The 12,944-nt window shown below is 60.1% G+C and carries 13 protein-coding genes; 10 read left to right on the top strand and 3 right to left on the bottom strand.

Going from position 1 to position 12,944, the window contains the following annotated elements:
* Window positions 1-24: 24 nt before the first annotated feature.
* The 4 genes from G5287_RS00505 (at window position 25) to G5287_RS00520 (ending at window position 3,780) form a co-directional block, all read left to right on the top strand.
* Window positions 25-894 (top strand): SDR family oxidoreductase, encoded by an 870-nt coding sequence (locus G5287_RS00505; protein ID WP_421230613.1) that lies wholly within the window; start codon window positions 25-27, stop codon window positions 892-894.
* Window position 895: 1 nt separating this feature from the next.
* Window positions 896-1,528: a tetratricopeptide repeat protein gene (locus G5287_RS00510; protein WP_421202795.1), complete on the top strand. Its 633-nt coding sequence runs from the start codon at window positions 896-898 to the stop codon at window positions 1,526-1,528.
* Between the two features lie 132 nt (window positions 1,529-1,660).
* Window positions 1,661-2,347 (top strand): response regulator, encoded by a 687-nt coding sequence (locus G5287_RS00515; protein ID WP_005335091.1) that lies wholly within the window; start codon window positions 1,661-1,663, stop codon window positions 2,345-2,347.
* Entirely contained in the window at window positions 2,344-3,780 is a 1,437-nt protein-coding gene (locus G5287_RS00520; RefSeq protein ID WP_202001785.1) for an ATP-binding protein, read from the top strand. The genes G5287_RS00515 and G5287_RS00520 overlap by 4 nt, the downstream gene beginning before the upstream one ends.
* Window positions 3,781-3,818: 38 nt before the next feature.
* On the opposite strand, the gene G5287_RS00525 is transcribed toward G5287_RS00520, so the two are convergent.
* Window positions 3,819-4,313, bottom strand: a complete 495-nt coding sequence (locus G5287_RS00525) for an ATP-dependent zinc protease (protein ID WP_202001782.1) — start codon at window positions 4,311-4,313, stop codon at window positions 3,819-3,821.
* 381 nt (window positions 4,314-4,694) lie between these two features.
* Between G5287_RS00525 and G5287_RS00530 the strand changes: the two genes are divergently transcribed.
* From G5287_RS00530 to G5287_RS00550, 5 genes are all read left to right on the top strand, one after another.
* On the top strand, window positions 4,695-5,738 hold the full coding sequence (locus G5287_RS00530) for a GMP reductase (RefSeq protein ID WP_005348017.1): 1,044 nt from the start codon (window positions 4,695-4,697) through the stop codon (window positions 5,736-5,738).
* 95 nt (window positions 5,739-5,833) lie between these two features.
* Window positions 5,834-7,042, top strand: coding sequence for an elongation factor P maturation arginine rhamnosyltransferase EarP (gene earP, locus G5287_RS00535; protein WP_227342083.1), 1,209 nt, complete (start codon window positions 5,834-5,836; stop codon window positions 7,040-7,042).
* A gap of 45 nt (window positions 7,043-7,087) precedes the next feature.
* On the top strand, window positions 7,088-7,654 hold the full coding sequence (efp, locus tag G5287_RS00540) for an elongation factor P (RefSeq protein ID WP_005335100.1): 567 nt from the start codon (window positions 7,088-7,090) through the stop codon (window positions 7,652-7,654).
* A 134-nt stretch (window positions 7,655-7,788) separates the two neighbouring features.
* Complete coding sequence (locus G5287_RS00545; RefSeq protein WP_227342082.1) at window positions 7,789-8,553, top strand: DUF3530 family protein; 765 nt, start codon at window positions 7,789-7,791, stop codon at window positions 8,551-8,553.
* Between the two features lie 143 nt (window positions 8,554-8,696).
* The gene (locus G5287_RS00550; protein ID WP_421230614.1) at window positions 8,697-9,653 is read left to right on the top strand and encodes a D-2-hydroxyacid dehydrogenase; all 957 of its coding nucleotides are present in this window, start codon (window positions 8,697-8,699) and stop codon (window positions 9,651-9,653) included.
* 80 nt (window positions 9,654-9,733) lie between these two features.
* Here the strand turns inward: G5287_RS00550 and G5287_RS00555 are convergent, their stop codons facing one another.
* Window positions 9,734-10,216 carry a YMGG-like glycine zipper-containing protein gene (locus G5287_RS00555; protein WP_421230615.1) on the bottom strand — a complete coding sequence of 161 codons (483 nt, stop codon included), beginning with the start codon at window positions 10,214-10,216 and terminating at the stop codon, window positions 9,734-9,736.
* A gap of 247 nt (window positions 10,217-10,463) precedes the next feature.
* Window positions 10,464-11,999: a sensor domain-containing diguanylate cyclase gene (locus G5287_RS00560; RefSeq protein WP_216978190.1), complete on the bottom strand. Its 1,536-nt coding sequence runs from the start codon at window positions 11,997-11,999 to the stop codon at window positions 10,464-10,466.
* Window positions 12,000-12,272: 273 nt separating this feature from the next.
* Here G5287_RS00560 and G5287_RS00565 point away from each other — a divergent pair, with 273 nt between their 5' ends.
* Window positions 12,273-12,875, top strand: a complete 603-nt coding sequence (locus G5287_RS00565) for a nitroreductase family protein (RefSeq protein ID WP_421230616.1) — start codon at window positions 12,273-12,275, stop codon at window positions 12,873-12,875.
* The last annotated feature ends 69 nt before the right edge of the window (window positions 12,876-12,944 follow it).

The following is a 12,944-nucleotide window of genomic DNA, read 5'->3' on the forward strand; positions in this document are numbered from 1 at the left end:
GACAGCAAAAAGGGAACCCACACCATGAACCTTGAAGGGAAACTCGTGCTGCTCACCGGCGCCAGCGGTGGCATAGGTGAAGAGCTCGCGCAGGAGTTGGCGGCCCAGGGGGCCCACCTGCTGCTGCATGGTCGCCGTGCTCCTGTGCTGGAACGGCTGTGCAAGTCACTGCCGCATCCCGAGCGCCATCAGGTGGTGCTCGCCGACCTCGGCTCTGCACAGGAGCGAGCCAAGCTGCTGCAACACCCGGCGCTGGAGAATGGACTCGACATCCTGATCAACAACGCTGGCTGCAACCAGTTTGCCTGGCTGGAAGATCAGAGCTTCGAGCAGGTGGAGCGCCAGCTGCTGCTCAATATCGAGGCGCCAATCCAGCTCACCCGCGCCCTGCTGCCCAGATTGCGCAAGCCGGGGATCATCATGAACATGGGGTCGAGCCTGGGCAGCATTGGCTACCCCGGTTACAGCGTCTACTGCGCCAGCAAATTTGCCCTGCGCGGCTTTAGCGAAGCGCTGGGACGGGAGCTGGAGGGGAGCGGCATCAAGGTGCTGCATTTTGCCCCACGCGCCACCCGCACCAAACTCAACTCCGAGGCCGCCTACGAGATGAATGCGGCGCTCGGCACCCAGACCGACAGCCCGCAGGAGGTGGCCGAAGAGGCGGTCATCGCCCTGTGCAACGAAACCCGCCGCAGCTGGCTCGGCTGGCCGGAAAAACTGTTCGTGCGGCTCAATGCCCTGCTGCCCGGCATTGTCGACAAGGCGCTGGCCAGACAGCTGCCGATCATCAAACGTTATGCCCGTCATCTTCAGCCAGGGACGGCTGATGCTGGCGCCAACAGCGCGCCACAACCAGACTTGTCCCGCCCGATCCCGACCAAGAAGGAGCATTAATATGAACTTTTTCCGTCAATCAGTGACCTCTTGTGCCATCGCCATCCTGCTGGGATCCTCCTCGGTCATGGCCGCGGGTGATGCCCTCGTCCCCATCCAGCAACAGTGGGCCGTCTGCCAGTATCAACAGACCGGCAAGGCGAAAGAGAGCTGCCTCGAAACCCTGAGCACCCAGGCCGAAGCGGCCAGCGCCAAGGAGCCTTTTCGCGCCGATCTGCTGATCTGGTCGGCCATCGTCAAGAGCACCTGGGCGGGGGCCAAAGGGGGGCTGGGGGCACTGGGTCTGGTGAAAGAGGCCAAAGCCAAGCTGGAGCTGGCACTCAAACAGGATCCCAAGGCGCTGGACGGCTCCGCCTATACCAGCCTGGGCTCCCTCTACTATCAGGTGCCCGGCTGGCCGGTCGGTTTTGGCGATGACGAAAAGGCAGAGCAGCTGCTCAAGCAGGCGCTGGCCATCAATCCGGATGGCATCGACCCCAACTTCTTCTATGGCGACTTCCTGCTGGATCAGGGTCGCAAAGCCGAGGCCAAAACCTATCTCGACAAGGCGCTGGTCGCCCCAGCCCGCCCGGGTCGCGAAGTGGCCGACGAAGGGCGCAGAATGGAGATCCGCGATCGGCTGGCCAAGCTATAAAACCCTGATGGATCAAAGAACTATTTAAACTCTGCCCACCAGCTTGCATACTGGTGGGCAGGGTTGTTTATGCCACGGCACGCCCTGGCGCTGAGCCAGATCGCCACACCCAACAAACCAAGGGAGAAAAGAATGCGGATCCTGCTGGTGGAAGATGATGTGATGCTGGGGGATGGTATGCAGGATGCACTGCGCCATAGCGGCTACACGGTGGACTGGCTGCAACAGGGGTTGCCCGCTCTGGCAGCCCTCAAGAGCGACGAGTTCGCCGCCCTGATCCTCGATCTCAACCTGCCCGACATCGACGGCCTCAGCCTGCTGCGCAAGTTGCGGCGTGAAGGACACCAGCTGCCGGTGCTGATCCTCACCGCCCGCGATGCGCTGGACGATCGGGTGGTTGGCCTCGATGCTGGCTCCGACGACTACATGGTCAAGCCCTTCGCCCTGCAGGAGCTCAACGCACGCCTGCGCGCCCTGGTTCGCCGCAGCAAGGGGCAGGCTCAGGCGGTACTGGAGTATGGCGACATCCTTATCTATCCCGAATCCCAGCAGGTCACCTATCAGGGGGAGGCGGTCAAACTCACCCCCCACGAATACAAGTTGCTGCAGGAGCTGATCAGCCAGAGCGGCCGGGTGCTGAGCAAGGATCAGCTGCAACAGAGCCTCTACGGCTGGGATGAAGGGGCCGAGAGCAACGCGGTAGAGGTGCATATCCACCATCTGCGCAAGAAGTTCTACAGCGACCTCATCCGCAATATTCGCGGGGTCGGCTACATCATTCCCCAGCTCGAACAGCCAAGCCGGACACCCGCACGATGAAACGCCCGCGCTCCATTCGCCGCTTTCTGCTCACCGGTATCCTGACACTGGTAAGCCTGAGTCTCACCATCAGCGCCTTTATCGGCTACATGGAGGCGAGCCACGAAATGGAGGAGCTGTTTGATGCCCGCCTAGCCCAGTCGGCGCGCATCACCAACCAGCTGCTGGCCCGCTACATGGCCCAGCAGGGGCAACTGCCCGCCAACGGCACCGTCTATCAGGAGTGGGAGGCGCAAAATCCCGATGAGTGGCAAAAAGACCCCAGCCTCAACCTGACCGGCGAGGATCGGGAGATCACCCCCTACGGCCACGAGTTCGAACGCAATCTCTACTTCCAGCTGCTCGATGAAAAGGGCGGCCTGCTACTGCGCGCCCCCAGCGCCCCGGAGCAGCCGCTGGTCACCCTGGCCATCGGCTTTGACACGGTCGAAAAAGATAACCACCAGTGGCGCACCTTCACTCTCTACAACCAGCAGGAGCAGACCTGGCTGGTTGTAGCCGAGCGGGACGACGAGCGCAGCGAACTGGCCAGCAAGATGGCAACCCTCACCATGCTGCCGCTGCTGATCACTCTCCCCTTCCTGCTGGCCCTGCTCTGGTGGCTCATCACCCGCGGGCTGGCCCCCCTGCGCCAGCTGGCCCAGGCCATCAGCGAACGTCACCCCGCCAACCTGAGCCCGCTCAGCCTCAAGATAAGCGCGCAGGAGCTGACCCCCCTCACCAACGAGATCAACCGGCTGATGCAGGCGCTGGCGGAGACCATAGAGCGGGAGAAGCAGTTCACCAACGAGGCGGCCCACGAGCTGCGCACCCCGCTGGCGGTACTGCGGATCCACAGTGAAAATGCCCTGGCTGCCGAAGATGAAGTGAGCCGCCAGCAATCCCTGCACAAGATGCTGCAGGCCCTCGATCGCAGCGATCGGCTGATCCGGCAACTACTGACCCAGGCCCGCATCGACAACCAGCAGGGGCTGGTATTGACCGAACTGGAGGTGGGTCACCTGCTGCAAGGCACCCTCGCGACCCTGGCACCCATCGCGCTCAAGAAGGATCAGCAGCTGTCGCTGGAGTGTGAATTGCCGCAGCTGGTGATGGGGCAGGCCACCCTGCTCGACCTGCTGTTCAGTAATCTCATCGACAATGCACTGCGCTACACCCAGCCAGAGGGCGAGATCAGGGTGCGGGTACTGCGAGAGGGCAACCGGGTGAGGGTGGATGTGAGCGACAACGGCCCCGGCATTCCCGCCAGTGCCTTGCCCCGGCTGTATGAACGCTTCTTTCGGGTCAATCCCCAGCAGGGGGATGGCGTGGGGCTCGGCATGGCCATCGTCTCACGCATCGCCCAACTGCACGGCGCCGACCTCGATGTCCACAACCGGCCGGAAGGGGGGCTGGAGGTGAGCGTGTTACTCCCGCTCCCGCCGGCAAGATAAGCGATAAGTAAAGAGCCCGCGATGCGGGCTCTTTACTTTCAATGACAATCTGGCTGCACGGTAAAGGTTCGACTGGCATCCACCGGGCCCAGCTCCGCCAGCAGACGTCGGCCCAGCAGCACCGGATAGATCATCTTGCTGCGATCCCGCAGGGTAAACCACTCCTCATACACCTTGTCCCCCAGACAGATGGACATGGTCACCGTTGGCCGCTGCTCCATGCCGCCCGCCCCGCGCACCGTCACGCTGCGCTCGACCCGCCGCTCGAACTGCTGTTTGACCAGCTTGCCGCTGTCGGCATCAGTTACCACCAGCATGAAGCGCACCCAGGGCTTGCCATCCCGTTTGAATCTGGTGATGGAGCGTGCATCGAGGGAAGAGGTGAGCGCCCCGGTGTCGAGTTTCATCTTCACCGCCACGCCGGTAGGCAAAATAAGCCCCTTCTCGATCCAGCCATAGCTGGCCGGGGTCTCAGCCAGCGCACTGCCACACAGTGCCAGCATCAGGGTGATCCCCACCATCATCTTGCCCATTTTACTGCCCTGCCTTGTCAATCCTGCGCCCAGATCTACCACAGTCCCATTGTGGGTCAATCCGATTTATTTCAGCTACTTGGATAATATCTGGCGGGTCAGGAGAGAGAGGACAAAGAGTGGCCGAACGGCGGCCCAAGCGGGCGGGAATATCGTAGGAGAGCAAGGCACCGAACGGTGCTGGATGAAACTGGTGGTTAACCTCAGGTTGTGACGCCAAAGGCTACCACAAGGATTTACAAGTTATCAGTCTTGTTCTGAAGGGATTTTTGCCTACACTGTTGTAAACCGGAGGGCCTGAAAACCACCGGTTTTTTTGCGCCTGCCGAAAATTTGCCACTGCAAAAGTGACTTTCAACAAGGCTCAATAAGGAATTTGTAATGCGTATCGAAGAAGACTTGAAGCTCGGTTTCAAGGATGTCCTGTTCCGCCCCAAGCGCTCTACTCTCAAGAGCCGTTCCCAAGTAAGCCTGACCCGTCAGTTCACCTTCAAACATACTCAGACCCAATGGCAAGGCGTACCCGTCATCGCCGCCAACATGGATACCGTCGGCAGCTTCGCCATGGCGCGCACGCTGGCCGGTTTCGAGATGATGACCGCGGTACACAAGCACTACAGCCTTGAGCAGTGGCAAGCTTTCGTCAACGAGACCGACCCGGCGCTGCTGGGCCATGTGATGGTCTCCACCGGCACCTCGGCTGAAGATTTCGCCAAGACCCGCCAGATCCTCGCCATGTCCGAAGCGCTGCGCTTCATCTGTGTCGATGTGGCCAACGGCTACTCCGAACACTTCGTCGAGTTCGTACGCAAGATTCGTGAAGCCTGCCCCAACCACGTCATTCTGGCGGGCAACGTAGTGACCGGCGAGATGGTCGAAGAGCTGATCCTCTCCGGCGCCGACATCGTCAAGGTCGGTATCGGCCCGGGCTCGGTCTGTACCACTCGCGTCAAGACAGGCGTCGGCTACCCGCAGCTCTCCGCCATCATCGAGTGTGCCGACGCGGCCCACGGCCTCGGCGGCCAGATCGTCGGTGACGGCGGCTGCACCTGCCCGGGCGACGTCGCCAAAGCCTTCGGCGGCGGCGCCGACTTCGTGATGCTGGGTGGCATGCTGGCAGCCCACGAAGAGTGCGGTGGCGAGATCGTCGATGTAGACGGCGAACCCTTCATGAAGTTCTACGGCATGAGCTCCTCCAGCGCCATGGACAAGCACGCCGGTGGCGTCGCCGAGTACCGAGCCTCCGAGGGTAAAACCGTGCTGCTGCCCTACCGCGGCCCGGTCGAGAACGCCGTGCGCGACATTCTGGGCGGCGTGCGCTCCACCTGTACCTACGTCGGAGCCAGCCAACTGAAAGAGTTGACCAAGCGCACCACCTTCATCCGGGTTCGCGAGCAAGAGAACAACGTCTACGGCAAGGAGTAAGCTGCCGCAGCGACCGTCACGCGCTGACGGTTAGAAGCCAGTCAACCGGTGTGCTACCCTGCGCACCGGTTTTTTTGCATCTGGGATCCCGAGCCATGACCACTCACCTGCCCCCGTTTGACTGGGATATCTTCTGTTGCGTCGTCGATAACTTCGGCGACATCGGTGTCACCTGGCGACTCGCCCGCCAGCTAAAACGGGAGGGGAATATTGCGGCACATGGCGATGAGGTTCAGGTGCGACTCTGGGTGGACGATCTGGCAAGTTTCGCCCGCATCTGCCCCGGGCTCGACCCGGCGCAGGATGGCCAGTGGGTCGAAGGCATCTATATCCAGCACTGGCATGAGACCCTGCCGAGCGACATGGCACCGGCCAAGGTGGTGATCGAGGCCTTTGCCTGCGAGTTGCCCGCCCCCTTCATTGAACGAATGGCCGAACTGATGGCGAGCCAACCCAAGCCCCCCTGCTGGATCAATCTGGAGTACCTCTCGGCGGAGAGCTGGGTCGAGGATTGCCACGGCCTCGCCTCGCCCCAGCGGGTTGGCAATAAAAGCCTCAACAAATACTTCTTCTTCCCGGGCTTTACCGCTAAAACCGGCGGCCTTTTGTGCGAACGCGACCTCATCACCGAACGGGAACAGTGGCAGCAAGATGATGCGGGACTTACCGCCTACTGGGCCAGCCTTGGTTTGCCGCCAAAACAAGAGCACGAGCTGCGGGTCAGCCTCTTTACCTACGAGAGCGATGCACTGCAAAGCCTGGTCGAGAGCTGGTGCCATAGCGCCACGCCCGTCACCCTACTGCTGCCGCTGGGGCGCTCTCTCAACGATGTGCTCACCGGTGCCGGTCTGACTGATGCCATCCCTGCAGCCAAAGCGGGGGATCTGCTCCACTCGGGCAACCTCACCATCAAGCTGCTGCCGATGACCGATCAGGCCGGTTACGATCGACTGCTCTGGAGCTGCGATCTCAATCTGGTGCGTGGGGAGGACTCCTTCGTTCGGGCCCAGTGGGCCGCTCGTCCTTTCCTCTGGCATATCTACCAACAGGAGGAGGAAGCCCATCTGGTCAAGCTGGAGCAGTTCCTTGACCACTACTTATCCGATCTGCCCGCCGAGTGCGCTCAATGGCTGCACCGCTTTAATCTGGCCCTCAACTGTGGCGAAGATTGCGGCGAACTTTGGGCCCAATGGCCCCGATATAGCGCCATTTGGCAGCAACATGGGCGAAGCTGGTCAAAGAAGTTGCTCCGGGATGGGGATCTCGTCACACGGTTGGTGAAATTTTTAGAAAGCCGTATATAATCTGGCAGTTTTTATCCGTCCGTTTCACGAACAGGAATTTTTTACATGAAAACCGCACAGGAAATCCGCGCTGGTAACGTAGTCATGATCGGCACCGAGCCGATGGTGGTTCAGAAGGCTGAATTCAACAAATCCGGCCGTAACTCCGCCGTGGTCAAAATGAAGCTGAAGGGCCTGCTGAACGGCAGCGCTACCGAGACCGTCTTCAAGGCCGACGACAAGCTGGACGTAGTTCAGCTGGAACGTAAAGAGTGCACCTACTCCTACTTCTCCGATCCCCTGTATGTCTTTATGGACACCGAGTACAACCAGTACGACGTAGAGAAAGACAACCTGGGTGACGTGCTGAACTACCTGGTAGACGGCATGGAAGATCTGTGTGAAGTGACTTTCTACAACGAGAAAGCCATCTCCGTAGAACTGCCGACCACCATCGTGCGCGAAGTTGAGTACACCGAACCGGCTGCCCGTGGCGACACCTCCGGTAAAGTGACCAAGCCTGCCCGTCTGAAAGGCACTACCTACGAGCTGGCTGTTGCCGCTTTCGTAGAGATCGGTGACAAGATCGAAATCGATACCCGCACCGGCGAATTCAAGCGTCGCGTCAACTAATTGACCGCTTTGAATTGATTGCAAAAAAGCGAGCCACCGGCTCGCTTTTTTATTGCCTCCAAGTTGCCATCACACCGCCCGCCTTCAGAAAATCCCGCCGCAGCCGCTAACCCAGATAATCGGGGGAGCACACTATGGCCAGATTATCCTTATCACTGCTGTTATTGACCTTGCTGGCTGGCCATGGGGCAGAGGCGAGCGAGGTCGCCCCCCCCGTTGCCGAGCCACTGCCCCTCGACCATTGGCAAGCGAGCGACTGGAAAGGGCTACCCGATGCCACCCAGATCGACAAACAGACGGTGCTGTTCGCCAAACACGACAGTGAAAACTATCTGGGGCTCGCCATTTTACTGCCCGACTGGCAGCGCAGCGGCCAGCTCTGGCAACTGACTCGCGCCCTCGGCCGACTGGGTTTTGATACCCTGCTTCTGCTCCCCTCTCCCCAGCAGACCGAACTGGACCCAGCCACCGAGAAAAAAGCGAAAAACAGCGATGAGTTTCGCAAGCAGTTTGCCGAGCGGATCAGCAAGCTGGCGGATGCCAAGTTGCAGGAGGGGGGCTTCAAGCTGATCCTGGCGCAAGGTACCGGCGCCGCCTGGACTGCCAACCTCATCGCCAGCGAACAGTTGCCCGCCCCCGACGCGCTGGTGCTGCTCGATGGTTTTTTCCCTAACCAGCAGAGCAACCAGACCCTGGCCAAACAGGTGGCTCAGGCGGCCATCCCCACTCTGGACCTCTATCAGGAGGATGGCGGTCGCTGGCCACTGCTGGCCGCCGAGGCCCGCAAAAGCGAGAGCCGGCGCAGCAACAAGCTCAACTATCGCCCCTACGCCCTGATTGAGCTGGAGGAGACCCCCACCCGCATTCAGGGCTGGCTCAACCATCTGGGCTGGCTCTAAACCGGCCGCTAGCGTGGCGCAATAAAGCGCGCAAGCTCACATCTGCCGGATAAAGCCCAGCCATGACACAGCGGCAGGCTGGCCCTAACTGCATCCTCTTTGGCATCATGGCCTCTCGAACCTGAACAATGGCAGGAAGGCTCATGCAGCAGATTGTGTTTCTCGACAGCGATACCCTGGATGCGGGCATCACCCTGCATCACCCCGACTTCCCCCACCACTGGCAGAGCTATCCAAGTACTACCCCGGAACAGGTGGTGGAACGGCTCAAAGATGCCAGCATCGCCATCATCAACAAAGTACGGATCGGCGCCGCCGAACTGGCCCAGCTGCCGGAGCTCAAACTCATCGCCCTGGCCGCAACCGGCAGCGACAACGTGGATCTGGAAGCGTGCCGCGCCGCCAACGTTGGGGTGTGCAATATCCGCAACTACTCGGGCCCCTCGGTGCCAGAGCACGCCATGGCGCTGATGCTGGCCCTGTCGCGCAACCTCTTCTGCTGGCGCCAGTCGCTGCTGGAGGGGCGCTGGCAACAGAGCGGCCAGTTCTGCTTCTTCGACCACAACATCATGGATCTGCACGGCAAACAGCTTGGCATCATCGGCAAAGGGACGCTCGGACAGGCGCTCGGCGAGCGGGCCAAAGGGATGGGGATGACAGTGCGTTACGCCCAGAGCCAGGTCGGCGCCAGTCACGACGAGGATCGCTTGCCCCTCGACGAGTTGCTGCAAAGTTCGGACGTCATCAGCCTGCACTGCCCGCTCACCCCCTACACCCGCAACCTGATTGGCGAGCGGGAGCTGGATCTGATGAAACCGGGCGCCCTGCTGATCAACGTCGGCCGCGGTGGGCTGGTGGATGAGGAGGCGCTGCTGCAAGCGCTGGCCAACGGCCGCCTAGGTGGCGCCGGTTTCGATGTAGCGAGCGTCGAACCCCCGCCCACCGACCATCCCCTGATGAAGGCGCTGCAATACCCTCACTTCATTCTGACCCCCCATGTGGCCTGGGCCAGCGAAGAGTCGATGCAGCGACTGGCCGACCAGCTGATCGACAACATCAACGCCTTTGCCGCCGGTCGCCGCCAGCACCGGCTGGTGTAACCGCACGAGCGAGTCACCACACAATGCACAACGGGGCCAACAGGCCCCGTTTTGCATCTTTCGCACTCACTCAGCGCACATCAATCGTCGTCGTGCCATCTGTGCTTCTTATGCTTTTTGTACTTCTTGTGGTGCTTGTGATGGTGATGATCATCGTCATCATCGTAATAGCGATCCTGGCTCTTGTGGCCATCGCCGCTCTTGGCACCGATGGCCGAACCACTCGCCCCGCCGACCCCGGCGCCGATCAGCTGACCGGTATCGCCACCGACACTCTTTCCGATGGCGGCACCACCCAGCGCCCCCACCGCGCCGCCAAGGGCCGCTTCATTCTTGTTGCCCTTGTTGGCCGTCGCCGCACCACCGGCTGCGCCGCCAATGGCCGCACCTACCAGCGCACCGGTATCTCCCCCCAACTCCTTGCCGATCATGGAGCCCGCCACCCCGCCCGCCCCGCCACCAAGAATGGTGTTGAGAGTTTCCGAACCGTGGGCCGCAGTGCTGCCCAGCAATGACGCCCCCAACAGAGCCAGAGCACCGATGCCACGCGTACTCATATCCATGGATACTCCTGTCAAACCTGATTAATAATCAGCAGCACTATACAAAGAGCTATCAGGTTCGCCAGCCAGCAGAAAACAGGGATGCGACAGTCAATGGCAGTACAGTCACAGCCAACACAGGAAGAGTAGAATCAACCTATTGAATTAAAACGTGAAAATTAACATTGAACCAGACAGTCACGACAAAGTGACCGATAACCTGGCAGCCGCGTCCTGTCGAATAGTCAGCGCGCTGGGACAAAAGCTGTCAGTCAAGGGCCCCTGCCACCCCTTCAGCCAGATGCCAGCAGTTCCGGCCAGCCTCCTTGCTGCGGTAGAGGGCAGCATCAGCCCGCTCGAAGATAGGGCCGGCGGCAGGAGAATGGCAGGCGCCGCCGGCACTCAGGGTGATCGGCCCATGGTGTTCACGCCACTGTTGCTGACGCACCAGTTCAAGCAGACAACCGAGTTTCTCCGCCAACTCATCCTGTGGCTGTTGCAGCAGAGCGGCAAATTCATCCCCACCTATCCGGTAAACCGTACTCACCCCCAGCACATCAGCAAGACAGTTGGCCACCCGACACAGCACCTGATCGCCGAAGGCATGGCCCTGGCTGTCGTTGATCCCCTTGAAGTGATCGACATCAAACAGCAGCAGCCAGAAGCACGCCCCCCTCTGCTCCAGTGCCGCCTTGTGCTGCTCGAAGGCTCGTCGGTTCATGATACCGGTCAGGGGATCCCGCAACAGCGCATCCTGCCCCTTGAGAAAACTGGCCCTGACCTGATCGATCTCGTTCAGGCTACGCCTCACGAACCAGGTCTTGGGCTCACTGACAGGCGCTGAACGCTCCAGATCGCGCACGATGCCGGTCAATGAGCCCGACACCAGCTCCTGCTCCTGGCGGAAGATCCGCACCAGCAGACTCAGGCTGCAACACCAGATGGCAAACAGAGAGAGCAGTGGAAAAACCACCATCTGCAACGCATCGTAGAGGCTGTCACGAAACAGTACTGGCGGCAGATAGATGTTGAGATCCCAACCAATATCCGCCAGCTCGCGCTTGATATACGTCCCATGCCACAGCACATCCAGGCCGAGCCACTGCTGATTCTGATGCTGCTTGATGGTGTTGGCCGCCAGCAGATCCATATTGCTGCCCACTACCAGCTGATCAGTGTCACGCAAGGTCAGATAGAGTGCCGCCTGATTACTACCGACCGTGCGCTGCAGCGCCTGCTGCAGCGAGTCGAATGACATGTCAACCATCAGCAGACCCAGCAACTGCCCCTGCTCATCCCTCACCCGTTTGATCAGGCTGAGAATCAGCTCCTGAGTATTGTATTCAGGGTAGGGGCCAAACCAGACGGGCTCGTCGCCCGGCATGGCGGTCACCTGATACCAGGGGCGCAGCGCTGCCTTATAACCTGGGGGCGCGAGCCACTCCGGGTAACTGTCGATGCGATCCGCTTTCAGGTTGTAAAAGTAGATATAGTGGTTGCCGGGCTTGATCTGATGGGCAATAGCCCAGATGGGAGAGTCGGCCGGCTCGCCGCGGGCTATCTTCTCCTTGTCTAGGGAGCCCTCCAGCACTGCCAGTTGCCGCTCATTGACCTTCACCATCTCGTGGATCAAGGACGCCTCAACGGAGGAAGCCATGTGACCGAAGCCGGATACCGTCATGTCGATATCCCGCAGATAGCTGGCAATGGCCATGATGATAGTCACGATCAGGATCAACAAGCCAAGCAGTGCGGAGAGGGGGGCCAGCACATAGTAACGCTTGTTGAGATACGAGCGGCTCACATGACATCCGAACAGGGGAAAACATAGCGGGATTGTGCGAGAGAAAGGAGAGTGAATCATTGATTAATATCACTTCAACGCCCCTTTAATGACATTTCCAATACTAACAAAACATCAAGGTTCGCAAACGAATATCAACTGACAGGAAAAACGCTAGTTACTCCGGGTTAACCCCGCTCTGCATTGCGGGTGTTATAGTCTATACCTGACGCGGCCGGCGCTGGACAAACCGTCCATCACCGGCTGCAACGCCAAGCAGAACAAGGAGATGTTATGAGCAGTCCGTTTATCGAACAGATCAAAGCACGTCGTACCATCTATGCCCTGGGCAGCCAGGTGTCCCATACACCGGAACAACTGACGGCCCTGATCCAGGATGCCATCAGGCACAGCCCCTCCTCCTTCAATTCCCAGAGCTCCCGCGCCGTCATCCTGTTTGGCGCCCAGCACCATAAGCTGTGGGATATCGTCAAAGCCGAGCTGAAAAAGATCGTGCCGCCGGAGGCCTACGCCCAGAGTGAGGCCAAGGTGGATGGCAGCTTCCGCGCAGGTTTCGGCACTGTGCTGTTCTTCGAAGACACCGACGTCATCAAGGATCTGCAGCAAAAGTTTGCCCTCTATGCAGACAACTTCCCCATCTGGTCGGAACATGCCACCGGCATCGCCCAGTTTGCGGTCTGGACCACCCTGGCCCAGGAGAAGATCGGCGCCTCCCTGCAACACTACAACCCCCTCATCGACGAGGCGGTACGCAAGGAGTGGAACCTGCCAGCCAGCTGGCTGCTGCGTGCCCAGATGCCCTTTGGCAGCATCCAGCAACCGGCCGCCGACAAGACCTTCATCGACGATGCCACCCGTTTCCGCGTTTTCAAATAACGGCCAGATAGCAAAACGCCCCCGCATCTCGGGGGCGTTTTTATTGCGACATCAAGAGTTCGGATAGCG

This window comes from Aeromonas sp. 603079, from assembly GCF_049172135.1.
Lineage (GTDB): Bacteria > Pseudomonadota > Gammaproteobacteria > Enterobacterales > Aeromonadaceae > Aeromonas > Aeromonas veronii.

Bases quoted from the DNA above. Each gene is read 5' to 3' on its own strand.
- G5287_RS00505 (WP_421230613.1), top strand. From the start codon at position 25: ATGAACCTTGAAGGGAAACTCGTGCTGCTCACCGGCGCCAGCGGTGGC.
- G5287_RS00510 (WP_421202795.1), top strand. From the start codon at position 896: ATGAACTTTTTCCGTCAATCAGTGACCTCTTGTGCCATCGCCATCCTG.
- G5287_RS00515 (WP_005335091.1), top strand. From the start codon at position 1,661: ATGCGGATCCTGCTGGTGGAAGATGATGTGATGCTGGGGGATGGTATG.
- G5287_RS00520 (WP_202001785.1), top strand. From the start codon at position 2,344: ATGAAACGCCCGCGCTCCATTCGCCGCTTTCTGCTCACCGGTATCCTG.
- G5287_RS00525 (WP_202001782.1), bottom strand. From the start codon at position 4,313: ATGGGCAAGATGATGGTGGGGATCACCCTGATGCTGGCACTGTGTGGC.
- G5287_RS00530 (WP_005348017.1), top strand. From the start codon at position 4,695: ATGCGTATCGAAGAAGACTTGAAGCTCGGTTTCAAGGATGTCCTGTTC.
- earP (WP_227342083.1), top strand. From the start codon at position 5,834: ATGACCACTCACCTGCCCCCGTTTGACTGGGATATCTTCTGTTGCGTC.
- efp (WP_005335100.1), top strand. From the start codon at position 7,088: ATGAAAACCGCACAGGAAATCCGCGCTGGTAACGTAGTCATGATCGGC.
- G5287_RS00545 (WP_227342082.1), top strand. From the start codon at position 7,789: ATGGCCAGATTATCCTTATCACTGCTGTTATTGACCTTGCTGGCTGGC.
- G5287_RS00550 (WP_421230614.1), top strand. From the start codon at position 8,697: ATGCAGCAGATTGTGTTTCTCGACAGCGATACCCTGGATGCGGGCATC.
- G5287_RS00555 (WP_421230615.1), bottom strand. From the start codon at position 10,216: ATGGATATGAGTACGCGTGGCATCGGTGCTCTGGCTCTGTTGGGGGCG.
- G5287_RS00565 (WP_421230616.1), top strand. From the start codon at position 12,273: ATGAGCAGTCCGTTTATCGAACAGATCAAAGCACGTCGTACCATCTAT.